Origin of the sequence: Syntrophomonas sp. UBA1041 (assembly GCF_002316705.1) — a bacterium.
Taxonomy (GTDB): Bacteria; Bacillota; Syntrophomonadia; order Syntrophomonadales; family Syntrophomonadaceae; genus DTU019.
The window spans coordinates 7,761-30,610 of the sequence record NZ_DCEA01000116.1 but is presented as its reverse complement, the minus strand read 5'-3'; the positions used below and the strand labels follow the sequence as shown (position 1 = coordinate 30,610).

Below are 22,850 nucleotides of genomic sequence, written 5' to 3'. Positions count from 1 at the left end.
GACACGGTTTTTTATTGCGAATAAGATCTGCTTAGAGGTACTTTTTCTTTTTGTCGTGATAATGGGTGTGCAGAAGTTCATGAGACTTGTGTCCCAACGGCTCATGCAGGAATTCATCGTAAAGCACCTTGACTTCGGGATTTTCATGGGATTTCCTGATGGACAGCCCCTCGTCCTCGAGATAAATGGCATCAATACGCTCGATGCGCTTCTGATTGCGCTTGGTGATGGGCTGTCCGCCGCCGCCGATACAGCCGCCCGGACAGGCCATGATCTCGATGAAGTGATAGGGCGACTCTCCGGCCCTCACTTGATCCATCAGCTTGCGGGCATTGGAAAGGCTGTGGGCGATGGCCACGTTCACTTCCAGGCCGTTCAGATCGACAGTGGCCTCTTTGATGCCGTCAAAACCGCGAATTGTAGTAAAATTGACATCTTCCAGGGTGTTGCCGGTGACCACTTCATAAACCGTTCTTAAAGCTGCTTCCATAACTCCGCCGGAGGCTCCGAAGATAACCGCAGCGCCGGTGTAGGCTCCCATCCAGGAATCGAAGTTTGACGGGGGCAGCTTGTTGAAATCGATGCCGCTCTGTCTGAACAGACGCCCGATCTCGCGGGTGGTTAAAACGATATCCACATCTTTGTAGCCGCTGTCCCTCATTTCGGGGCGATCCGCCTCAAACTTTTTGGCCACACAGGGCATGATCGACACGCTGAAAATCTTGGCAGGGCTGATGTTCATCTTTTCCGCCCAGTAGGTCTTTACCAGGGCGCCAAACATCTGCTGCGGCGATTTGCAGGTGGACAGGTTATCCAACAGGTCGGGATAGAAGGTTTCACAGAAGTTGATCCAACCCGGGCTGCAGGAGGTAAACATGGGCAGGGTGCCGCCTTCTTTCACTCTCTTCAACAGCTCGTTGCCTTCTTCCAGAATGGTCAGGTCGGCGGTAAAGTTGGTGTGCAAGACATAGTCGAAGCCGATCTGGCGCAGCCCGTTTACGAATACATCCATGGGAAGTTCGCCGGTCGCCATGCCAATCTCCTCAGCGATGGCGAGTCTGACTGCAGGGGCGATCTGAGTGACCACAATAGTCTCGGGATCGGCCACCGCGGCCAGGAATTGGTCGATATTTTCGATTTCGCCGATAGCTCCCACCGGGCAGGCGTGAATGCACTGACCGCACATTACGCATGGGCTGTCGATCAGGTCTTTGCCCAGCGAAGGGACCACCATGGCGTTGTTGCCGCGGCCTTCAATCCCTAAGGCGTTTACGCTCTGGATTACCGAGCAGGCCTCAATACAGCGCCGGCATAGGACGCATTTATCAGGATCCCTGAACAGCGACGGGGTGGAGGTGTCTTTATCATAGCCGCGAATCATCAATTCAAAGGGATTGTCGCGAATGATCAATTCCTCAGCCAGGGTCTGCAGTTCGCAGGCCCCGTTCCTGATGCAGTTGAGGCAATCCTGGGGATGATTGGCCAAAATCATCTCTACAATGGTCTTCCGGGCTTCCAAGACCTTGGGGGTATTGGTTCTGACAACCATGCCTTCGAAGACTGGGGCCGAACAGGCTGCTTGCAGAAGTCTGTTGCCTTCGACTTCGCAAACGCACACCCTGCAGTTGGCCTTAATGGACTGATCAGGGTGATAACACAGAGTAGGAATATGGATACCGACTTGCTGTGCCGCCTGCAGGATGGTTGAGCCTTCGGGAACGGATACATTCATTCCGTTTATTGTGATGTTTACCAATTAGTTTCCCTCCTTTGCTCCCCTACAATAATTTGGCATTATAGTCGGCTTTGAAATGCCTGATAGTGCTCAATACCGGTGTTGGCGCCGCTTGTCCCAGCCCGCACAGGCAGGAGTACGACATAACCCGGCCTATCTTTTCCAGCAAAGCAACGTCATCAATCGATCCTTCGCCCGCTTCGATCTTTTCCATCAATTCCGCAGTGCGCATGGTGCCTTCTCTGCACGGGGCGCACTTCCCACAGGACTCATGTTCAAAGAATCCGGCAATCCGGGTAACCACATCCACTATGTCGCGACTGTCATCCAGAACGAATACCGCACCAGAACCCAGGGTCGCGCCAACCGCGGCCATGGCATCAAAAGCCACCGGCGTGTCCAGATCAGCCTCGGGAATAAATGCCCCTGAGGTCCCCCCGATTTGGACCGCTTTGAATTTTCTGTCGCCGGGGATTCCCCCCCCCAGCTTGTAAACGATTTCTCTGATAGTCGTGTTGGTGGGTACTTCGAAGAAGGTTTTGTTGTTGATGTCGCCGGTTAAAGTGAACACTTTGGTTCCGGGATAATCAGGCGCTCCTATGGCGGCAAACCATTCGGCCCCTTTATCCACGATTACCGGGATATTGGCAAAGGTTTCAACATTATTGACGATGGTGGGTTTCTGCCACAAGCCCTGTGCCGGCGGGAAAGGCGGTTTAAAACGAGGCTCGCCCCTGCTGCCCTCGATGGATTCGATCAAGGCAGTCTCTTCGCCGCATACATAGGCTCCGGCGCCCATTCTCACTTCAATGTCAAAATCGCCCAGGACGCCTTTATCTTTAGCCTGAGCAATGGCCTGGTTGAGAACATCCACTACATAAGGATATTCGCCCCGGCAATAAATATAGCCTTTGTCGGCTCCGATGGCATAGGCGCAAATGGCCATTCCTTCGAGGAGAGACTGGGGATCATTCTGCATGATTAACCGGTCTTTGTAAGTTCCGGGTTCACCTTCATCAGCATTGCATACCACATATTTCTGATCCGCTTGTGCCATATAGGCGAACCACCACTTCTGACCACAGTTAAATCCGGCACCTCCACGGCCCCTTAAACCAGATTTCTTTACCTCATCGATTAAGCCTTTCTGATCCGTGCCGCGGGCCTTCTCCAGGGCCTTATATCCACCCTGAGCAATATAGGAGTCTATATTGAGCGGGTCGATCTTGCCGTAGTTACGCAATACGATGCGCAGTTCTTCGGCCATCGTACGACCTCCTTTCTGAGGTTTGTTATTAATCATGAATGGCGGAGGCGATTCTATCTATATTCCGCCAGAATTGCCGCAATCTGAGCCGGAGATACGCCTGCATAAGGCTTGCCGTTGACAGTAATTACAGGAGTGGCCTGGCATTGTCCTACGCACTCGGTATACTCTAAGGTAAACTTGCCATCATCCGTGGTTTCACCCATCATGATGCCAAGTTCTCTTTCCAAAGCCGCTACCACTTCATCTGCTCCCGCTATGTGACAGGGAGCACTTTCACAAATACGTATCACATTTTTTCCTCTGGGTTCAACTGAAAGATAAGAGTAAAAAGTTGCTACTCCATACGCTTCAGCTACTGGCACGTTGAAGATCTTGGCTGCTTCAACAATGGCCTCTTCGGGCAAATAGTTGAATTGTTTTTGTACAGCATGGAAAGCTTCGATGATTCCCCCCGGTACATCCTTGTACTTGGCAATAATACCCTTGTAATCCATTCACATTCCTCCTTTCCCCTAAATTGAAGGCCTGAACTGTAACAGGCCACTTATATAAAGATAACTGATAGGGGCAAAATAATAAAAGCCTGAGGAAGCTTGTCTTTGTCAATTTGAAGCAAATTTTATGGAATTTCTCCAAATTATTAAATTTATATCATTATAACTCGTCCGCAGATATGATTACTTATGATTCCTTATTAAAATGCGGTTTGAAATATTTCCCCCAATGTTGTATTACAAAATTTTTTATTTTTCGAGGTGTTTCGATGACAATAATGACTGATTTCGACATGCGGTCAGTGCCTGATTACTGCCGTATCACCCCGGTAAATGATGGTTTGGATTACCTGATCGGAGGCCAGGTCCTGACCTGGAAAGGGCCTAATGCACCGGTTTATTCCCCTATCGGAAAGAGCTCTTTAAAAGATCAAGACGGGGTTTATCTGGGAGCGGTTGCGCAGCTCGGCCCGGAAGAGGCAATAAGGGCTTTGAGCTCCGCCAGAATCGCCTATCGGGACGGCGCCGGGCGCTGGCCCTTGATGACTGCATCCCAGCGCATCTCGGCCCTGGAGTGCTTCCTGGAGATGCTGCGTGAATTGGAGGAGCCTTTTGTTCGCATGGAGATGTGGGAAATCGCTAAACCCTATTCAGCCTGCCGGGACGAGTTTGAACGTACCATTAAGTACATTGAAGACTCCATCGCATATCTGGAGAGCAACCTCAATTCATCAGCGCGCATCAGCCGCAGCGGCGCTTATGTTTCCGTTTTGCGCAGAACCCCGCTGGGGGTGGCTTTATGCCTGGGGCCCTTCAATTATCCCTTAAATGAAACCTTTGCTATGGTCATCCCCGCTCTGCTGATGGGCAATGCGGTGGTGATAAAGCCGCCCCGCTACGGCTGTTTATGCAGTATGATGCTGTCAGACGCTTTTGCGGCGGCTTTCCCTCCGGGAGTGGTCAATGTTATCTACGGCGAGGGCGAGAGCATCATAGACCCGCTCATGTCCCGGGGAGATGTTGAAATCCTGGCCTTTATCGGCTCCGCCGCGGTGGCCAATCACCTGGTTTCACTGCATCCCCGCCCTAATCGCCTGACTACGGTTTTGGGCCTGGAAGCCAAAAATCCGGCTTTTGTTTTTGCGGATGCTGACCTTGAGCTGGCCGCGCAGGAGTGTTTGGACGGGGCTATGGAGTACAACGGACAGCGCTGCACCGCCATCAAACAGGTGTTGGTGCACCAGGATGTTGTGGAGCGGTTTGTGGAGATTATCAGTGAGAAAGCGGACAGGCTGGTATGCGGCATGCCCTGGGAGGATGGAGTGGTAATCACCCCGCTGCCCGGGAAGGACCGGGCGGAATGGCTGCAGGAACTGCTGGACGACGCAGTCTCCCTAGGCGCCCGGGTGAGCAATCAGCGCAGCGGGTTGGGCCCGGGGACCTTATGGTATCCGACCATTCTTTTCCCCGTAAATCTGGAAATGAAAATCGCACAGGTGGAGCAGTTCGGGCCGGTTTTGCCGATTGGGGTTTTTACCGGCCAGAGCGAGCTCGTAGATTACATGCGGCACAGCAAATACGGCCAGCAGGCCAGCATTTTCAGCCAAAACCCGCAAAGCTGTGCCCGCTTTATCGATGTACTGGCCAATATGGTGGCCCGCATCAATTTGAACTCGCAATGCCGGCGCAGTCCTGATGAACTGCCTTTTACCGGGCGCAAGGACTCTGCGGAAGGAACCCTGTCGGTAGGCGAAGCCTTAAAAACATTCTCCCTGCCCTCACTGGTGACCGCCAATCCTAAAGGTCAGGCATTGTTCTGGGATATCTTCAAAAGCAATCAGTCCCAGTTTGTGAGGATGTAAGAAGCGTGGCCAAAAAGGGCCTTCCCCTATTGCCGCCACAGCAACCGGACTGAACAGGAGAAGCATTCCCCTGTTCAGTCCCACCGGTCACTAATCGTTTAGAATCAGGGACAGCAGCTCGTTGCGGGTTTGGGCGCGGGTCTCGAAAAGCCCCCGCACTGCTGAAGTGACAGTTAAAGCCCCGGGCTTGCGCACTCCGCGCATGGTCATGCACATATGCTCGGCCTGTATCACCACAGCTACTCCGAAGGGTTTGACGGTTTCATAAATACAGTCGGCGATCTGCGAGGTCAGCCGTTCCTGCAACTGGGGACGCCGGGCGTAGGCATCCGCCACCCGGGCCAGCTTGCTGATCCCCACCACGCGGCCTCCCTTGGGAATGTAAGCTACATGCGCTTTGCCGTAAAAGGGCAGAAGATGATGCTCACACATGGAATAAAGGGGGATGTCTTTGACCAGGACTAATTCATCATGATATTCAGTAAAAGACACCTGCAGAAACTCGCGCGGGTCCTGGTCACAGCCGGCAAAGATCTCTTCGTACATGCGGGCCACTCTTTTAGGCGTATCCAGCAGGCCTTCCCGCTGCGGGTTTTCTCCCATCGCCTCCAGAATCATCAATACCGCTTGCTCGATTTTTTCCTTATCTATCGGTCTACGTTCCACTATTCAGACCCTCCTATGCGGCTTGTGTGAAAACTATTTTGCGGTTTTCAGCCGCCCCACTTATAGCTGATTTTTAGCCGTTATTGGGGACGGAGGCTAGTTTATTGACTGTATATCCCGCCCGCATCCCACTTTCGAGAATCAGGTTTTCAATTTCGAAATTTTTACACAGCCTGCCGTCCCCGCAAGAATTTAAAAGAGCCCTACGATTTCACCGTTTTCCTTAATGTCTATGTTTTCCGCAGCCGGGGTTTTGCCCAGGCCGGGCATGGTCATAATATTTCCGGCTATGGCGACAATAAAGCCCGCTCCGGCCGACAGCCGCACCTCACGCACATTTACCCTGAAGCCCTGCGGCCTCCCCTTTAAGTCCGGGTTATCTGACAGTGAATATTGGGTTTTGGCAATGCAGATGGGCAATAACCCATAACCAAGATTCTCCAGGGTGGCGATGACCCGATTGGCTTCGCTGCTGTAGGTCACCCCATCCGCACCGTAAATCTCCTGGCAAATTGCTGCTATTTTTTCCTTCACCGCAAGCTGCAGCGGATATAAAAAGCGAAAATCACTCGGCCCTTCGGCAGCCCTGATCACTTTGTGGGCCAGTTCTTCACCACCGGCGCCGCCCTCGGCCCAGACCCGGGACAGTGCAACCTCTACGCCCATTCCCTGGCAGCGGCTGACAATGTATGCGGTTTCTTCCGCAGTATCGGTGGGGAATTCGTTTAAAGCCACTACCGGCGGTACCCCGAATTTTTTGATGTTCTCCAGTTGTTTTTCCAGATTGGCAAAGCCCGTTTCCACCGCCTGCAAGTTGGGGCGGGACAGCTGTTCTTTGCCAACTCCGCCGTGGTTTTTCAAAGCCCTCACCGACGCCACCACTACTACCGCGTCTGGCTTCATCTCACCGTATCGGCACACGATGTCGAAGAATTTCTCCGCCCCCAAATCAGCCCCGAAACCGGCCTCAGTAACCATATAGTCGCCCAGTTTCATCCCCATGCGGGTGGCGATGATGCTGTTGGCGCCGTGGGCGATGTTGGCAAACGGCCCGCCATGTATAAAGGCCGGGGTGCCTTCCAGGGTCTGTACCAGGTTCGGCTTGATGGCATCTTTCATCAAGAGGGTCATGGAGCCGGCCGCTTTGAGGTCGTTGGCGGTAACCGGCTGGCCGTCATATGTATAGGCAACTACGATGCGTTTGAAACGTTCTTTCAGATCCATGAGGTCGGTGGCCAAACATAAAGCTGCCATCACTTCTGAGGCCACGCTGATATCAAAACCAGATTCCCGGGGCACGCCGTTGATCTTACCGCCCAGTCCCAGCACTATGTTGCGCAAGGCCCGTTCATTCAAATCCATGGCCCGGCGCAAGACCACCTGGCGGGGATCAATGCCCAGGCTGTTGCCCTGATGAAGGTGGTTGTCCAGCATAGCTGCCAGCAGATTGTGGGCGGTGGTTACGGCATGGATGTCTCCGGTAAAATGCAGGTTGATGTCTTCCATGGGGACCACCTGGCTGTATCCTCCTCCGGCCGCGCCGCCCTTGATGCCGAAGCTCGGCCCCAGTGAGGGCTCTCGCAGCCCGATGACGGCCTTTTTGCCCACTCTATTCAAAGCCTGTCCCAGACCTACCGTAGTAGTGGTTTTGCCTTCTCCGGCCGGGGTGGGGGTGATGGCGGTTACCAATACCAGTTTGCCTGACGGCCGGTCTTTGATGCGCTCCCAAACCGGCAAGGCGACTTTGGCTTTGTACTTGCCGTAAAGCTCGATGTCATCATCAGTTAATCCCAATGACGCTGCAACATCTGTTATCGGCTTCATATGGGTCTCCTGCGCGATTTCGATGTCACTTTTCATGGCGGTCCCTCCTGTTACAATTTTCGCAATGTCATGTTTGATTCTACCATAATTCGGGACAGAAACCATGCTTCATCTGAGGCATAATGATAAATTTGCCCAATCCCTGACCCTGCGATTTTAGGGTATAGGGCCATTTATCACTATGCCTTGCGCTGTTAGTTTATCCAAATAGCCGGTGGCATAAATACAAAGAGACCAGGAATCCGGTTATATCCGCGCTCAGACCGGAAACAACCGAATAGCGATAGCGGGTGACGCCGATGGAGCCAAAGTAAACCGTGAGCACAAAAAAGGTGGTATCGGTGGTGCCCTGCATAATTGAAGCCAGCCGTCCTATAAATGAGTCCGGCCCGTGAAACTTCATCAATTCGGCGGCCATGCCCAGAACTGCGCTCCCGGACAGCGGGCGCATAATAGCCAGAGGCATGATTTCAGCCGGGGCGGCGATCAAATCGGTGATTGGTTTTAAGAGGCTGCCTAAAACCATCATGGCTCCGGAAGCGCGAAAGACTGAAATAGCCACCATCATCCCCACCAGAAATGGGATGATTCTTACAGCGGTTCGAAAGCCCTCCTCAGCGCCTTCCACAAACTTTTCATAAACAGGCACTTTTTTGATGAAGCCATAAAGCGGAATGATGAGCAAGAGCAGAGGGATAGCCCATTGCGAAATGACGTTTAACACATTAACCAGCATGGCCCTATCTCCTGCGGCGTCGATTGCGGCGCCGGAACCAGTAATCCACGCTCATGCCTACTACCATGGCGGAGGCGGTGGCCAGAATACAGGGGCCTACGATCTCAGTGGGATTGGCCGAGTTAAAAGACGCCCTGACCCCGATAATGGTAGCCGGCAAGAGAGTGATGCAGGAAGTGTTCATGGCCAGAAAGGTGCACATAGCCTCCGAGGCCACCCCGGGCCGGGGATTAATCTGGTCCAAGTGCTGCATGGCTTTCATTCCGAAAGGAGTAGCGGCATTGCCCAGCCCCAGCACATTGGCGCTGAGGTTCAAAATAATGGCTCCCATGGCAGGGTGGTCAGGCGGCACGCTGGGAAACAGCCACACCATCAAAGGCCTGAGCAATCGGGCCAGGGCGTTGACCAGGCCTCCGGACTCGGCGATTTTCATAATACCCAGCCACAGGGCCATAATCCCCACCAGGTTTAGGCACACCTCAACCGCATCACGAGCAGCCTGCAAGGCCGCTGAGGTGACCACCTCAATGTTGCCGTGCCAGGCAGCGACCAAAATGCCGGAGACCAGCAGAAACAACCAGATCAGATTGAGCACGGGACATCCCCCTCAACGCTTTTTGTAAAAGGGTTATGTCCATATGCGGCAAAATAGAACTGGACGCCGCACCGTTCCCGCTTGCTACAGGTTTTTGCACTTATGATGCAAACATGTTAAAGCCCTGGTTGAAGAAAAGTGAATGATAACCGGGATTTCGGACCTAAAACGGCATGTCAAAGCATGTAAAATAGAATCAGAGATAAACTATTTTCTTTGAGGAGGCAGCTTGGATTGGACAGAATCGTCTCCAAAGGGGCGCCGGACTCGCAAGCCCTGGCCATCCCCATCAATCCCCTGGTTCAGGCCGCATTGCGCTCCCTTTACTCAGGTCCCGGCGGCTTATGGGGCACGGGCCTTTACGGCTCCCCGCTCTTCAGTTATGAAGCCAAGGACGGACGCATTTACATTTTTTACGAAATGCCTCCCGGCATCAGGGCAATTGATTATGGCAAGATCTTTATGAGTCCACGCCTGGCCAGACCCGGTTTTATAATTGCGCAGCAGTTGAGAAAAAACGTGTCCGGCTTATCTGTTGAGACCGGCGATGTGTTCATCATTCTCCTGTCCGAAATCGCCCGGCTTCACAACCCCGGCAAAGATATTGCCTGGATATCTCTAGAAGACATTGCCGGCAAGCGCGGGGTAAACCTTCGCAACGGGCGCAAAAGCACCCTCATGGAAGACTTGAGGAAACATGTCTCGTATATTGCCGATTTGCGGCTGAGCATGACCTGGAAGGATTATAAACGCGGCAATACCATGGTATTTGGCGGACAAAACGCGGACCGCCTGCTGGATATTGTTGATGTGGAACACCGCCAGGGCTCGCGGCGCTGGATCGAGTTTGGGGTTCGATGCGGTCAGGCCTTGGGCTACTTTCTCAACCGGGACTCAGTGCGCTGGATCGGCTATTTCCATCGTTCGATACTTCAACTTAGCCCCTATCATGACGCAAACACCAAGAAAATCGGCTCCTACTGGACTATTATAGGCAGTATCGCCGGCAAGAGAGGCAAACTGCCCCGGGCCACCCCGAGGAGAATCCTGCAGTTTTGCGGCTCCCTGGTCAACCAGCGCAATCCCGGCCATACCATTGACAGCTTCATCAAAGCCCACGACCGTTTAATGCAATGCGGCGCATTGCAGGCAGTATCGGAGCTGGAGCCTGCAACGCGGACCAAAGGCTATTTTAAGACCTGGTTGGACACCCCCATTTCAGTGCAATTGTCAGAAAGCCTGTGGCAAATACAGCCGGGCATTTCAGTTCAGAACAGTGGTAATATCGGCACTTTTCCCACGCCAAAATCAGCCGAAAACTTATGCAAATATCCTTTTCTGATCAAAGATTACCGCCATAAATCAGGTATACATCAGCAAGAACTGGCCCGGGCAGTAGGCCTGAGCCGGCAGACTCTCTCCAAATATGAGCGGGGTTTGCAGGCCATCCCCCCTGAGACAGCCGCTAAATTGTTTTTGATCATACAAAACAAGCGCAATAAATAACCACTTATGCAACCCAAAAGCGCACCCATCATGTGAGAATACCCACCTAACGATCAGAAATGTTAAACCTCTTTATGTTTTTGTTGCCGAAATTGCAGGTATTAAATCACCGCCATTTTTTCCAACAAGTATTAATTAGTTTAATTGTTAAGGGACGGGGAAACCCGTTGCTTTCCTATTTGCTATACTGCCTCAAAATGGAGGAGGGATAGTCAATGATTTATCAGCCACAGCGCGTAACGCCTCGTGCCGAGTTGGAAAGCCGTACCATTCGACTGCAGGAAGCAATGAGAAATCACGACCTGGATGGCGCCATTATTATTCAAAATGCCGACCTGTTCTATTTTGCAGGTACAATTCAACGCTCTCACCTGTTTATCCCCACCGAGGGAGAGCCCGTATTGCTGGTCAAAAAGAATTATGTGCGGGCTACCCGCGAATCGAAGCTCAAATATATCAGGGATTCCCCCAATGTCAAAGAGATGTCCGCAACCGTGGAAGCCTTGTTGGGGCATAAACCTAAACGTATCGGGTTTGAGCTTGACGTTATTCCCGCTAATCTGCTGTTCTTTTATCAGAAACTGCTGGCAGGAGTGCAAATAGTCGATATAAGCGGCCTTATACGCCAGGTCAGAGGGGTAAAATCCCCTTATGAAATTGATTTGATCAGGGAAGCCGCGCAGCTCAATTTCCAAATGTTCTCTCATGTAAAGGAGTTTTTGCACGAAGGGATTCCGGAAATCGAGTTTGCCAGCAAGCTGGAAGCGCTGTATCGGCAGGGCGGTCATCAGTGTTTTATACGTATGCGCGGCTTTAATGCGGAAATCGTCTATGGTCATCTGATGTCGGGTTGGAATCTGGCGGTCCCCAGCTTTTTTGACGGACCGACCGGAGGAAGCGGCTTGAATCCATCTTTTCCGCAAGGTTCTGGATATAAGATAATTATCCGGGATGAACCTGTTATGGTTGATTATGTGGGAGTCAAAGACGGATACATGGTGGATCAGGCCAGGATATTCTGCATCGGCAAGCTTAAGCCCCATCTGACCAAAGCCTACGCAGTGGCTGCCGAAATCCAGGCGGCGGTCAAAGAAATGTCCAAACCGGGTGTTTGCTGTGCCGATGTTTACGAGGCCGCCGTGCAGATCGCCCATAGAAACGGTTTAAGAGACCATTTTATGGGGTATCCCGAATCAGTGGCATTCATAGCCCACGGTATTGGAATAGAATTAGATGAGCTGCCGGTTATGGCACGCGGTTATCAGGCCCCGCTGCAGGAAGGCATGGTCTTGGCGCTGGAGCCCAAATTTGTGTTTCCCGACGGAGCGGTCGGCCTTGAGAACACTCTGGTAGTCACCCCGCAGGGACTGGAGAATCTAACCGTTTTTGATGAGTCTGTCGGTTTTCTGCCTTAGGACGACTTAAATGGGCGTGGCGACGGGGTGACAATTGAGATTGTCCCAATTGTCACCCCGTCACCCAGTTGCGTCCGTCAAGGTTCGTTATTGCACAGTCTCAGGCGGTTTTTGTTCCGAGCCGCGGTTCTGGAAGAGCTGCTGAATCTTGTCCACAAACTGCGGCATCAGATCCAAGGCCCTTTCCGCAACATGATTACCGCTGGTGGAGAGCAGCCTGACATCATTGCTGCGCACTACCAAAAAGCCGATGGGTTTAACCGAAACACCGGCGCCGCTGCCGCCGGCAAACGGTTTTTCGCTTTGCTGCTGTCCCCCCTGGGTTTCGTAATCGCCACCGCCGGCGGCAAATCCACAGGCAACCTGCGAAATCGGGATGATTACACTGCCATCGTTGGCCTCAACGGCATCGCCGACTACGGTGTTGACGTCCACCATTTCCTTAATGCTCTGCATGGCGGTTTTCATCAAGCCTTCAATGGGATGGCTATTGCCTTGCTGTTGATACTGATGCCCTTCGTCCATATTTATTCTCCCTTCGCTTTGAACCTCATCCAGGTGATTATATAGATATAATGCACCAGGCGTATTTTGAATATGCAATCCAGCTGGGAAGAGCAGCGAAATGCGCAAAAATCCGGGTTAACTTCTAATTGAAAGGCTCTGATTACACTGACGCGGCTTAAATAATTTATCACCGCTCCTTTCAGAGCCCACAACGCGCCGCTGCCTATAGCGGTCAGCATGGCATCGTCCAATCCCAGCCAGCTTCTCCAGGTGACTTTCTGCACCCCCAGTTGTTTCAGAAACTGACTCATCAAAAAGCGCTTGGCCGGAGATGAATTGCCCGCACCCGCGGTGAGAATGGCCTTGCCCAATTCCTCGGCTTGAAGATGATGATTGCTATTAAATTGACTCAGTTTGGATTTGATATTGATGTCTAAAGAAGGCGGCTGAGCCTCGAACACAAATTGCACATCGACAGTGTAGGGAAGCCGCATGAATGCGGCCAGCCCGGCCAATAACGCAGCTGCCAGGATGAGATACCACATGGATAATCTCCCGTTTTACCATATTATTCCCGGGCTGGGCGTCTTTATGCAATTATCGTAAGGCCTGGCGAAGGGTCTTTATGTAAGCCTCCATGCTGGTGATAACCTCCAGCATCAGTTCTTCTACCACGATGTTTTCACGTCCCAGGCGGAAGGTGGGGCACATCAGATTGTAGTCCAGGATTTTTTTGTGGATCTGCTCCAGCCGGACCCGCTCTTCGAAATACATGGACTCTTTGCGTTTTTCGAAGCGTTCCTGGGCCTGCTGGTTGCGTTTGGAGCTATAGAACATGGCGGCATACTTGCGGAAGTTCTCCACTCCCCCGCGGTGCTTTTCGAAATCGGCATCGATTTCTTTGCCCAGCTCAATCCAGTAAGGGGCGCAATCATTGTCTTTCAGGATCTTAAATACCATCCTCAATTCAGGCGGTTCATAAGGGTTTTCATCAAAGCGCACCGGTTTGCCGTGGCCGTTGAGGTTGTCAAAGTCCCCCCGTTCCTGGGCTTTGAGGATCTGATTTTCCACCAGGTCGGCGGTGCTGCTCATATACCTGGCTAATTTACGGGCTTGCTGAGATTTTATCTTAACCTGTTCTTCCATGGATTTTTCAGACATCGGGGATATCCTCCTCTAAAACGGGCAGATCATTTAGGCTGGCCAGGCCGAAAACCTTCAGGAATTCCGGGGCGGTCTGATACAATACGGGTTTGCCCGGCGCCGTCTTATGTCCGGCTTCCTCGATCAAATTCCTGTCCAGCAGCATAGTGATAATGCGGTCGATCTTTACCCCGCGTATGGCTTCGATCTGTGCGCGGGTGACGGGCTGCTGATAGGCGATTACCGCCAGAGTCTCCAGGGCGGCGGTCGACAATCTTTTGCGCAAGGGCGGGTGCAGCCCGGCCAATAAGCCGGCGAACTCGGGCCGGGTGCACATCAGATAAGCACCTTCTACCTCCACAATTTGTATGCCCCGTTTTTCTTGATTATACTGCAAAAGCAGTTCTTGCATAATGGGTTTCAAATCCAGCAAACCCACATCGAGAATTTCCACCAGTTCCTCTAACGGCACCGCTTCAGATCGCGTAAACAGTATGGCTTCGGCGGCGGCTTTCACTTCATCACGCATCAACATGGCTGATCCCTGCCTGCAGATAAATTCTAATATCGGATTTGTGATCAGGCTGCACCGCCCGCACCCGGCGCTGCCGCAGCAGCTCCAGCAAGGCCAGGAAATAACCCAGCAGCTCCTTGCGATTGGCAGCCGTTTTCAGTAATTCGCCGAAGGCCATGCCCCTGTGCCGTTTTTGGGTCAGCATGGCCATCAGCTGCTTCATTTTGAGGTCTATATTCACATCTCCGCTCGGTATTTCCACCTGGTGCTGGCTGTGCTTGATCTGATCGCGCAAAGCCTTATAAGCCGACACCAGGGATTTAACATCGGCCACCAGCTCTTCCTCAGGCCGGACTTCATCAGCCTGGCGATAGAATATCCGCTCCACTTCCCCCTGCTCGCGCCTGGCCAGGTAATGGGCCACCTGCCGGTAGCGTTTGTAGGACAGCAGTTTTTGCACCAGCTCCTCGCGGGGATCTGCTTCGCTTTCCTCGGCTTGCTGAGGCTTCAAGGGGTTCTTGGGCAGGAGCATCCGGCTCTTGAGCTGCAGCAGATATGAAGCCATCACCAGAAAGTCACCCAGGCGATCCAGATCCCAGTCGCCGGTATCGGCCAGATAAGCCAGGTACTGATCGGTTATCCGGGCGATGGGGATGTCGTAGATATCCAGCTGACTCTCTTCAATCAAATACAGCAAAAGGTCCAGAGGCCCGTGAAAAGCCTCCAGTGCCACCACATAGGACATGGCTTATCTCCCCTTAAAAAATCACCATAGAGGCCAGTAATTTATACAAAAAGTTGGCAATGGGCATAAAAATCTTTGACGCCATTCCGGTAATAATCAAGAGCATAAGGATGACGAATCCGTATTGTTCCAGGCCATACATTAAACGAGCACCGCTGTCCGGCAAAATCCCGGCTAAGATCTTGGATCCATCCAGGGGCGGCAGGGGAATGAGATTAAAGGCCGCCAAAATAATATTTATGCTTACCAGCGGTTGCAGTAATTGCAGACTAATGACAACGGTTTCACTGCTCTGAAAAGGGATCAAGATACGCATCAAAATTAAAGCCAAAAAGGCCAGCAGCAGATTCATGCCCGGCCCGGCCAGGGATACCAGCATCATGCCCTGTTTAATGGAGATATGCTTGAAATTATAGGGATTGACCTGTACCGGTTTGGCCCACCCGAAATGGAAGATAAAAAGCATGGCAAATCCGATCCAGTCGATATGGGGCAGGGGATTGACGGTGAGCCGGCCCTGCAGGCGCGGGGTGTCGTCTCCCAGGGCATAGGCCACCCGCCCGTGGGCATACTCATGAAAGGTAATCGCGATGAGAATAGCGGGCAGATATATGATTAAATCAACCAGGGAATTCATTGGTAAATCGTTCCTCCTTCAGCCACTGTCTGACTGTTTCCAATTCATCATGGGAGTCTTTTATTAATCCGTCCAATTTCAGCTTATAAAGCTCAGAGAACATTTGGCTGAATACCGGTCCCGGCCGAATACCCAGGTCTATCAGGGTTTGGCCGTCAATACTCACCTTGACCCGTTCCTTCTGATCCAGGTAGCAAACCAGCTTTTCCCATGCGGCTTCGTCTTTTACGCACAACAGCAAATATATGATACCCTCCCAGCTCCAGCTGGTCAGGTCGCTGTCGATAGTGCTAAGGGGAATATCCCGGTTGTCTTGATAAGCCCTGGCCAATTGCGGCGCCAGGAAGGATTCATCTATGCAGCGCAGGGCCGCTTTGGGAAGCGGATAGCGCGAAACCGCCAGAAGTGCGGCCTCGCGGCTCAGAGTGGACAGAAACGCCATGAGGTAAACAAGCCAGTCCTGCACCCCGGTGATATGATAGCGCTCCTGCCACCAGCCCAGCAGTATTCTGATGCGCCGCATATCGTTCCAATTCAGCCTGTCCAGATCGATCTCCGGGAATACATAAGCCCATACCCCGATTTCCTGCATACGTTTCAAGGCTGGCAAGGGGTCTTTTTCACCCAGAATCAGGATCAGTTCATTGAGGATGCGTCCATAGGACAAATGCCCCAGCATGCGGCGTTCGATGGCATCCCGGGCAAAGCGCAGAGTGTCCGCTTCCATGGTAAAGCGGTAGCGCTGTTCAAAACGGATGGCGCGAATGATACGGGTGGGGTCTTCCACAAAGCTCAGATTATAGAGAATGCGGATCAAACCCTCTTCGATATCGCGCCGCCCCCCGAAGAAATCGATCAATTCCCCGAAGTGGTCAGGGTTAAGGGCAATCGCCAGAGTGTTGATGGTGAAGTCGCGCCGGTACAGGTCTTCCTTGATAGAGGAGCGCTGCACCTGAGGAAGGGCGGCCGGGAACTCATAATATTCCGCCCGGGCGGTGGCCACATCTATTTTAAAGCCATCCGCCATGACCACAACGGCGGTCTTGAAGCGCTGATGCACCCTGACCCGGGCGGGCAGAGCCTCACCCAATAAATTGGCGAAAGTCGGCCCATCTCCTTCCACCACCAGGTCCACGTCAAAGTTAGGCACGCGGAGAAACAGATCACGCACCAGCCCGCCTACCAGATAAACCTGGCAGTCTGCATTTTCCGCCACCTGTCCGATACGCTCCAGAATAGTCATAATCTGTGAGGGCAGCTGCTCTTTCATCAGGTGCAAACAGCTTTCTTCATTATTGTAAGCCGCAGTATATAAAATCTCGTAGTCCTCAGGATAGTCGTCGCCGTGCAAAGTGCGCAAGACGTCGGTACGGGATACAATCCCCACAATATTGGCTTCATCGTCCAGTACCGGCACCCGGCCGATATCATGGCTGATCATGGCCTTCTGAATCTCGTTCACCGGTGTATCCGGCCGGGCGGTGATCACCCGGGCGCTCATGAAGCCCTTCACGGGCGCATGACCCAGATTATGCTGGCGGGCTTTGTCAACATCACGGCGTGATATCAGACCTACCATTTGATTGCCGTCCATTACCGGCATGCCGGTATGCCCGTAACGCAGCATAGTCTTGCCGGCTTCTTCCATGGTCACATGGACTGAAACCGTTTTTACCGGAGAAGACATGATATCGGCGGCAACCAGCGGGGCTCTTGTTTTCTCTTTGAGGGCTTCCAGAAGGAGGGGGATGATATTGCTGTCATCCTGTCCCTTCAGGCTGGCTGAAGCCGCCTTGCTGTGGCCGCGTCCCTTGAATATCCCCAGGATTTCGTTGACCGGTATATTGACGGTGCGGCTGCGCCCGATGATATTAATTTTCCCGGCCTGGCTGGCTATCACAAAAACGGCGTCACAATTTTCAATGGTCAATAATCGTTCGGTTACAGTCACCAAGCTGACAAATTCCCGACTGTGGCAGCTGGCCAGAACGATATCGTAGTCCTTGATATGGTAGCGCATGGTGCCATTCAGCAATTCCTGCATCAAGCGGCGCTGATTGCGTGATAAGGGCTGATCGATGAAACCGGCTACCACACTGAGATTGGCGCCCTTTTCCAGCAGGAATGCGGCCGCTTTAACATCCCGGGCGGTGGTGGAACTGAATAACAGGCTGCCGGTATCTTCGTAAATGCCCAAAGCCAGTATAGTGGCTTCAAAGGCGTTTATATCCACCCCCCGGGCCATGATCTCCTCTACCAGGATGGTGGTTGTCGCCCCCAGCATTTGTATCTGGCGGCTCTCCCCCCGCAAATCATCCGGCATGGGGGGATGATGATCGTATATCTTTATAGCAACCCCGGGCTGAGCGGCTAACGCCTTCAACTGATCCAGCCGGCTGGCATTGGCCGTATCAACCACAATCATTTTTGTAACCGCTTCAAAGTCTATATCATTAGGCTGCTCAATGTCGATCAGGTCTTTGTACAGGCCCATAAAGCGTTTGACATTGGGTGACAGTGTTCCGGAAAATACCTTGACCGCCTGGGGGTAGAGCAGATTGGCGGCAACCATGGCAGCCAGCCCGTCAAAATCGAGGGCGGTATGTGATACAATAATCTCCATTCCATAACTTTCCTTCCCAAGATATATGCATTATATCACAACTCCCTATTACACGCACCGCAGGGAAGCCGCAGCCTTTTCGGGGGCGCAATCAGGGGGACTCACCCGTGACTCCAGACTCCAAAAGACTCCTTCAGCCATAGCGGCTGAAGGAGTCTCGGGTCTGCCTAAAAATCTCATTTATAACATTATTCCGGTATCAGATGAAAATATTATTTAAGGTAGTCGGGCACCAGGTCATTTCTGACTATATCTTGATAGGTTTCCCGCTTGAGGATCAAATGGGACTTGCCGTCTTTGACCAAAATCATGGCCGGCCGGGGAATGCGGTTGTAGTTGCTGGACATGGCATAATTGTAGGCTCCGGTAGCAAAAACCGCCACTATATCTCCGCTCTCAACCGGGGCCAGTCTGGCATCCCAGATCAGCATATCTCCTGATTCGCAGCATTTACCTGCAATAGAGACCTGTTCTGTGGCCTCCTGAACAGCCTTATTGGCTACCATTGCCAGGTATTTGCTGCCGTACAGGGCAGGGCGGGGATTATCGGTCATGCCTCCGTCCACAGCGATGTATTTGCGAATCCCCGGCACCTCTTTACTGGAACCGACCGTATAAAGGGTGATACCGGCAGGGCCGACAATAGCCCGGCCCGGCTCTACTATGATCCGCGGCTTCTTCAGGCCATATTGGTCAGCTTTAGACTGCACCGCTTTAGTCACTGCCTGCGCCCAGTCATCCGGTTTTCTGGGCTCATCCCCGGGAAAATAATATATGCCGAAACCGCCCCCGATATCGAGTTCCTGGAATTCATGCCCGGTAAGTTCCTTAACGTCAGCCATGAAATGCATCATCAGTTCGGCGGCGTGTTCGAAGGACTCCATTTCAAATATCTGTGATCCGATGTGGCAGTGCAGTCCTACAAGTTTAAGCGCACCGCATCCCAGAGCAGCCTGCACCGCTTCCATAGCCTGCCCGCCGGGCAGGGTGAAACCGAATTTGGAATCGATCTGGCCGGTTTTGATAAATTCGTGGGTATGGGCTTCCACCCCCGGGGTGATGCGCAGCAATATGTCCTGTTTTACCTGCAGCCCCTGGCAGATCTGGTTTAGGGTTTTTAGTTCCTGGAAGTTGTCGACCACCACGCGCCCTACTCCAAGCGCAACCGCCATTTCCAGCTCGCCAGGCGATTTGTTGTTGCCGTGAAAATAGACCTTTTCCATAGGGAAGCCCGCATTCATAGCCGTGAACAATTCCCCGCCGGAAACTACGTCCAGCCCCAGCCCTTCCTCATTCACTATTTTGCACAGGGCGGTATTGCATAAAGCCTTGCTGGCATACAGTACCAGGGTATCGCCCGACACCCGGAAAGCGTTGCGGAAAGCCCGGCAATTCTCCCTAAAGCCGGTTTCATCTATAACCCACAGCGGAGTTTGATACTGCTCCACCAATTTGGTGGCATCTACCCCGCCAATTTCCAAGTTGCCAAATCCATTTATCCTCATGGTGCCTGTCAGATGCAAACTCTTCAGCTCCCCAATCACTAAATCGTGAACATTGTATCATTTCCTGTCGTTAAGGGTCAATAAAAGGCCCGCGGATATACAACATACAATCATCATATTGACGGTTCGAGGCAAGTGTGATGGTTGAGCCTGCCCCAATCCGGACACAGAACACAGGGGAACGGTTGAACCGTCCCCCTGGAAAACCGTCCTCGATTGCTGCTCAAGTCTTACGGTGTGACCCCGGTAGGGCTTGCCGCATCTTTTTCCAACTTATCCTTTTGCGCCTGGAGATCCTGGATTTGCTTTTGTAATGTGCCGTTGTTGTTACGAAGTTCTTTAATGGTGCGCGCAATCTTGAAATACCTCACGCTGTCAAGCAAAAAAGTGATTAAAGCGCCGCCCAAAGCCGCCACTAAAACCACCAAGGCCAGAGATATCTGCGGTGTGCTCCAGGTGATGAAATGAATCTCTACGGCAGCAGGATTCTGAAAGATAAAGGTTAACATAGCCGCCAGAAAAAGCACCGCTCCTATTAAATAAACCTGCATCCTTCCTACCCCATTTCGCTGTTTTTTCATTTCCTTGAGCATATATTTTCGTTCTTTTTGTCAAAATTCCTGCCTTCCTGCTGCTCCAGCAATGGTTTTGATCTCAGCATCAGGCTCCACATGGATAAGCACCGATGAAAACGGCACCCGCTCGCCAATGGATTTTTCTATGCTGTCACACAGGTCATGGGCCTCCTGCACGCTGGTTCGGGCGTCTATGACCAGATGCAGGTCGATATGGGCTTCGCGCCCGGCACGGCGCGTGCGCAGGTCATGGTATTCCACATAGAGGTAATGGTGTTCGGCCAAAACGTACTGCACCTCCTGCAGGTGATGCTCTTCCAGGGAGGTATCCAAAAGGGGCACAAAAGCCTTCCGGGTCAGGTCATAGGCGGCTTTAACAATCAAACCGGCTACGACGATGGCGGCAATAGGGTCTATGATCTGCAGTCCGGTTATTTTTATCAGCAAGAGCCCGATAAATACGCCTAAGGAGGTATAGACATCGGTGCGCAAGTGCATGCCGTCCGCTTCCAGGGCAATGGAATGGTGTTCCCGGCCGGTTTTCAGCAGGTAATTTGAAACTACCAGATTGAGGACGGTCGATACCCCCATTATAACCAGGCCCCAGGTGGGCTCCATGGTTTCTCCGCCAAATCTGATCTTTTCTATGGCCTCTTTGATAATCAGGGCTGCCGCCACGAAGATCAGCAGGGCTTCAATAGTCCCGGATATATTTTCGATTTTTCCGTGGCCAAAGGGATGCTCCTCGTCCGGGGGTTTGGACGATTCTTTCACCGCAAAAAGGGCAATAACCGCGGCTACCAGGTCATTGCCGGAATGAATAGCTTCAGAGATGACGCTTATGGAACCGCTCAAGACGCCGGCGACGAATTTGGCGGTCATCAGGAACAGGTTGCTTATAACGGATATTATTGCTGCTCTGGTCTTGATCTGTGTGTCCACAGCCCACCCTCCGTTAAAAAAACGGGACTTCATATTATGAAGTCCCGCGGATTTCCGCTGCTCAATGAGCCCGGCTAAAAGCCTGACTAAACGCAGTGATGTTGTTATTAAGGTCTAGTATAGGGGACAAAGACTTGTCCTGTCAACGGATTTCGTCTAAGCCGCCTTTTTGATCTCGTACCACAGGGGGCTGGCAATGCAAATAGAGCTATAAGCCCCCACCACAAAACCGATCAGCATGGCTGCCACAAAGAATTTGAGGGTGGCGCCGCCCAGAATCAGCAAGGCCACCAGGGTCATAACGGCTGTCAACACCGTATTGATGGATCGATTTAGCACCTGCAAGATGCTCTTGTTTAACAGTGTCAAATAATCCGGCTTTTTGGTGCTGCGCATGTTTTCCCGAACCCGGTCAAACACGACAATGGTGTCGTTGAGGGTAAAACCGACCACAGTCAGAATAGAGGCGATAAAGGGCGAATTAATTTCCCACTGAAATATGGAGAATACACCCACTACCACCAAGACGTTGTGCATCAGGGCCAGAACCGCCGCCACTCCGAAAGTCCATTCAAAGCGGAAGGAGATGTAGACCAGCATCAAGACCAGGCCTATCCCCAATGCCATGAGTGCGTTGAGGCCCAGTTCCCGGCCTATGGTAGCCCCGACGCTCTCGGCGCTCATCAATTCCACCTCGCCAAACCTGGTCTCTAAGGCATTGATCAAAGCTTTGGTCTGTTCCTGATCCAGTTCGCTGGTGCGGATAAAATAGGTGTTATCAATGTTCTTCTGCACCTCGGATTGTTCCAGTCCTACCGGCACCAGGGCTTCCCGCACCTCCGGGGCGCTTACGTCGGCAGCCATTTTCACATGCACGATGGATCCGCCTCTAAAGTCGATCCCCAGGTTGAGTCCATTGAGAAAAAGGGAAGCTATTCCCGGAATAATCAATATTAAAGATATGATGTAGAAAATTTTCCTGCGTTCAATAATCATTGCAATCCCCTCCTTATACCCCGTATAGCTTGGTGTTCTTGGTAAGATTAGAGGCCAGACCCAGCAAATAACGGGTAAAGGTCAGAGCGGTAAACATGTTGATTATCAACCCGATGGAGAGGGTAACAGCAAAGCCTTTTACCGAGCCGGTGCCAAAATACATCAAGACTACCGTGACCATCAAAGTGGTGAGGTTGGAGTCGAATATGGTCCAGAAGGCGCGTTTAAAACCGGCGTCTATAGCCGCTTGCAAAGTCTTGCCCCACCTGATCTCCTCCTTTATGCGCTCATAGATGATGATATTGGCATCCACCGCCATACCGATGGACAGCACGAAGGCGGCGATACCCGGCAGGGTCAGGACCGCATTGAGCAGGACCATGCTCCCCAAGACCAGCAGCCCGTATAAGACAATGGAGATGTCGGCAATCAAACCCGGCAGCCGGTAATAGCCCAGCATAAAGAGGAAAACGGCCAGTATGCCGATCATGCCGGCTTTTAGGCTCTTTTCCAGCGAATCCGCACCCAGGCTGGGGCCGATAGAGCGCTTTTCCAGAACA

22 protein-coding genes are annotated in these 22,850 nt (G+C 52.2%); 3 read left to right on the top strand and 19 right to left on the bottom strand.

Annotation, left to right across the window (positions count from 1 at the left end):
- Positions 1–31: 31 nt before the first annotated feature.
- The 3 genes from B2633_RS17020 to nuoE are packed head-to-tail and all read right to left on the bottom strand — an operon-like array spanning position 32 to position 3,499.
- Positions 32–1,756, bottom strand: coding sequence for an NADH-dependent [FeFe] hydrogenase, group A6 (locus B2633_RS17020; protein ID WP_483171863.1), 1,725 nt, complete (start codon positions 1,754–1,756; stop codon positions 32–34).
- A 22-nt stretch (positions 1,757–1,778) separates the two neighbouring features.
- Positions 1,779–3,002, bottom strand: a complete 1,224-nt coding sequence (gene nuoF / locus B2633_RS17015; protein ID WP_483171862.1) for an NADH-quinone oxidoreductase subunit NuoF — start codon at positions 3,000–3,002, stop codon at positions 1,779–1,781.
- Positions 3,003–3,055: 53 nt separating this feature from the next.
- Positions 3,056–3,499, bottom strand: coding sequence for an NADH-quinone oxidoreductase subunit NuoE (nuoE, locus tag B2633_RS17010; protein WP_483171861.1), 444 nt, complete (start codon positions 3,497–3,499; stop codon positions 3,056–3,058).
- Between the two features lie 269 nt (positions 3,500–3,768).
- Between nuoE and B2633_RS17005 the strand changes: the two genes are divergently transcribed.
- Positions 3,769–5,361, top strand: coding sequence for an aldehyde dehydrogenase family protein (locus B2633_RS17005; RefSeq protein ID WP_483171860.1), 1,593 nt, complete (start codon positions 3,769–3,771; stop codon positions 5,359–5,361).
- A gap of 90 nt (positions 5,362–5,451) precedes the next feature.
- Here the strand turns inward: B2633_RS17005 and folE are convergent, their stop codons facing one another.
- The 4 genes from folE to B2633_RS16985 all read right to left on the bottom strand — a co-directional run bounded on the left by folE (position 5,452) and on the right by B2633_RS16985 (position 9,182).
- The gene (gene folE / locus B2633_RS17000; RefSeq protein WP_483171859.1) at positions 5,452–6,027 is read right to left on the bottom strand and encodes a GTP cyclohydrolase I FolE; all 576 of its coding nucleotides are present in this window, start codon (positions 6,025–6,027) and stop codon (positions 5,452–5,454) included.
- Between the two features lie 192 nt (positions 6,028–6,219).
- A complete protein-coding gene (locus tag B2633_RS16995; protein WP_483171858.1) occupies positions 6,220–7,887 on the bottom strand; it encodes a formate--tetrahydrofolate ligase in 1,668 nt (555 codons plus the stop codon).
- Between the two features lie 163 nt (positions 7,888–8,050).
- Positions 8,051–8,587 (bottom strand): spore maturation protein, encoded by a 537-nt coding sequence (locus tag B2633_RS16990; RefSeq protein WP_481038028.1) that lies wholly within the window; start codon positions 8,585–8,587, stop codon positions 8,051–8,053.
- Between the two features lie 4 nt (positions 8,588–8,591).
- Positions 8,592–9,182: a nucleoside recognition domain-containing protein gene (locus B2633_RS16985; protein ID WP_483171857.1), complete on the bottom strand. Its 591-nt coding sequence runs from the start codon at positions 9,180–9,182 to the stop codon at positions 8,592–8,594.
- A 234-nt stretch (positions 9,183–9,416) separates the two neighbouring features.
- On the opposite strand from B2633_RS16985, the gene B2633_RS16980 reads away from it, so the two are divergent.
- Positions 9,417–10,688, top strand: a complete 1,272-nt coding sequence (locus B2633_RS16980; RefSeq protein ID WP_483171856.1) for a helix-turn-helix domain-containing protein — start codon at positions 9,417–9,419, stop codon at positions 10,686–10,688.
- A 215-nt stretch (positions 10,689–10,903) separates the two neighbouring features.
- On the top strand, positions 10,904–12,103 hold the full coding sequence (locus B2633_RS16975; protein ID WP_483171855.1) for a M24 family metallopeptidase: 1,200 nt from the start codon (positions 10,904–10,906) through the stop codon (positions 12,101–12,103).
- Between the two features lie 87 nt (positions 12,104–12,190).
- Here B2633_RS16975 and ytfJ read toward each other — a convergent pair whose 3' ends face one another.
- The 12 genes from ytfJ to B2633_RS16915 all read right to left on the bottom strand — a co-directional run.
- A complete protein-coding gene (gene ytfJ / locus B2633_RS16970; RefSeq protein ID WP_481038024.1) occupies positions 12,191–12,628 on the bottom strand; it encodes a GerW family sporulation protein in 438 nt (145 codons plus the stop codon).
- Positions 12,629–12,630: 2 nt separating this feature from the next.
- Positions 12,631–13,155, bottom strand: coding sequence for a DUF2953 domain-containing protein (locus B2633_RS16965; RefSeq protein ID WP_483171854.1), 525 nt, complete (start codon positions 13,153–13,155; stop codon positions 12,631–12,633).
- 52 nt (positions 13,156–13,207) lie between these two features.
- Entirely contained in the window at positions 13,208–13,771 is a 564-nt protein-coding gene (locus tag B2633_RS16960; RefSeq protein ID WP_483171853.1) for a DnaJ family domain-containing protein, read from the bottom strand.
- Positions 13,764–14,288, bottom strand: coding sequence for an SMC-Scp complex subunit ScpB (gene scpB / locus B2633_RS16955; RefSeq protein WP_483171852.1), 525 nt, complete (start codon positions 14,286–14,288; stop codon positions 13,764–13,766). Before scpB ends, B2633_RS16960 begins: the two co-directional genes overlap by 8 nt.
- Positions 14,275–15,012 (bottom strand): segregation and condensation protein A, encoded by a 738-nt coding sequence (locus B2633_RS16950; protein WP_481038020.1) that lies wholly within the window; start codon positions 15,010–15,012, stop codon positions 14,275–14,277. Before B2633_RS16950 ends, scpB begins: the two co-directional genes overlap by 14 nt.
- A 13-nt stretch (positions 15,013–15,025) precedes the next feature.
- Entirely contained in the window at positions 15,026–15,649 is a 624-nt protein-coding gene (locus B2633_RS16945; RefSeq protein ID WP_483171851.1) for a site-2 protease family protein, read from the bottom strand.
- Positions 15,633–18,272 carry a CBS domain-containing protein gene (locus B2633_RS16940; protein WP_483171850.1) on the bottom strand — a complete coding sequence of 880 codons (2,640 nt, stop codon included), beginning with the start codon at positions 18,270–18,272 and terminating at the stop codon, positions 15,633–15,635. The genes B2633_RS16945 and B2633_RS16940 overlap by 17 nt, the downstream gene beginning before the upstream one ends.
- A gap of 212 nt (positions 18,273–18,484) precedes the next feature.
- The gene (gene lysA, locus B2633_RS16935) at positions 18,485–19,777 is read right to left on the bottom strand and encodes a diaminopimelate decarboxylase (RefSeq protein ID WP_481038017.1); all 1,293 of its coding nucleotides are present in this window, start codon (positions 19,775–19,777) and stop codon (positions 18,485–18,487) included.
- A 230-nt stretch (positions 19,778–20,007) separates the two neighbouring features.
- A complete protein-coding gene (locus tag B2633_RS16930; protein WP_483171849.1) occupies positions 20,008–20,370 on the bottom strand; it encodes a lipopolysaccharide assembly protein LapA domain-containing protein in 363 nt (120 codons plus the stop codon).
- Between the two features lie 18 nt (positions 20,371–20,388).
- The gene (locus B2633_RS16925; protein ID WP_481038015.1) at positions 20,389–21,294 is read right to left on the bottom strand and encodes a cation diffusion facilitator family transporter; all 906 of its coding nucleotides are present in this window, start codon (positions 21,292–21,294) and stop codon (positions 20,389–20,391) included.
- A 156-nt stretch (positions 21,295–21,450) separates the two neighbouring features.
- A complete protein-coding gene (secF, locus tag B2633_RS16920) occupies positions 21,451–22,290 on the bottom strand; it encodes a protein translocase subunit SecF (protein ID WP_481038014.1) in 840 nt (279 codons plus the stop codon).
- A gap of 13 nt (positions 22,291–22,303) precedes the next feature.
- On the bottom strand, positions 22,304–22,850 hold a 547-nt coding region (locus B2633_RS16915), incomplete at its 5' end, for a SecD/SecF family protein translocase subunit (RefSeq protein WP_483171848.1).

Coding starts and splice junctions, on each gene's coding strand:
- nuoF (WP_483171862.1), bottom strand. CDS start 3,002: ATGGCCGAAGAACTGCGCATCGTATTGCGTAACTACGGCAAGATCGAC.
- nuoE (WP_483171861.1), bottom strand. CDS start 3,499: ATGGATTACAAGGGTATTATTGCCAAGTACAAGGATGTACCGGGGGGA.
- B2633_RS17005 (WP_483171860.1), top strand. CDS start 3,769: ATGACAATAATGACTGATTTCGACATGCGGTCAGTGCCTGATTACTGC.
- B2633_RS16995 (WP_483171858.1), bottom strand. CDS start 7,887: ATGAAAAGTGACATCGAAATCGCGCAGGAGACCCATATGAAGCCGATA.
- B2633_RS16990 (WP_481038028.1), bottom strand. CDS start 8,587: ATGCTGGTTAATGTGTTAAACGTCATTTCGCAATGGGCTATCCCTCTG.
- B2633_RS16975 (WP_483171855.1), top strand. CDS start 10,904: ATGATTTATCAGCCACAGCGCGTAACGCCTCGTGCCGAGTTGGAAAGC.
- ytfJ (WP_481038024.1), bottom strand. CDS start 12,628: ATGGACGAAGGGCATCAGTATCAACAGCAAGGCAATAGCCATCCCATT.
- B2633_RS16965 (WP_483171854.1), bottom strand. CDS start 13,155: ATGTGGTATCTCATCCTGGCAGCTGCGTTATTGGCCGGGCTGGCCGCA.
- B2633_RS16960 (WP_483171853.1), bottom strand. CDS start 13,771: ATGTCTGAAAAATCCATGGAAGAACAGGTTAAGATAAAATCTCAGCAA.
- scpB (WP_483171852.1), bottom strand. CDS start 14,288: ATGTTGATGCGTGATGAAGTGAAAGCCGCCGCCGAAGCCATACTGTTT.
- B2633_RS16950 (WP_481038020.1), bottom strand. CDS start 15,012: ATGTCCTATGTGGTGGCACTGGAGGCTTTTCACGGGCCTCTGGACCTT.
- B2633_RS16945 (WP_483171851.1), bottom strand. CDS start 15,649: ATGAATTCCCTGGTTGATTTAATCATATATCTGCCCGCTATTCTCATC.
- B2633_RS16940 (WP_483171850.1), bottom strand. CDS start 18,272: ATGGAGATTATTGTATCACATACCGCCCTCGATTTTGACGGGCTGGCT.
- lysA (WP_481038017.1), bottom strand. CDS start 19,777: ATGAGGATAAATGGATTTGGCAACTTGGAAATTGGCGGGGTAGATGCC.
- B2633_RS16930 (WP_483171849.1), bottom strand. CDS start 20,370: ATGCTCAAGGAAATGAAAAAACAGCGAAATGGGGTAGGAAGGATGCAG.
- secF (WP_481038014.1), bottom strand. CDS start 22,290: ATGATTATTGAACGCAGGAAAATTTTCTACATCATATCTTTAATATTG.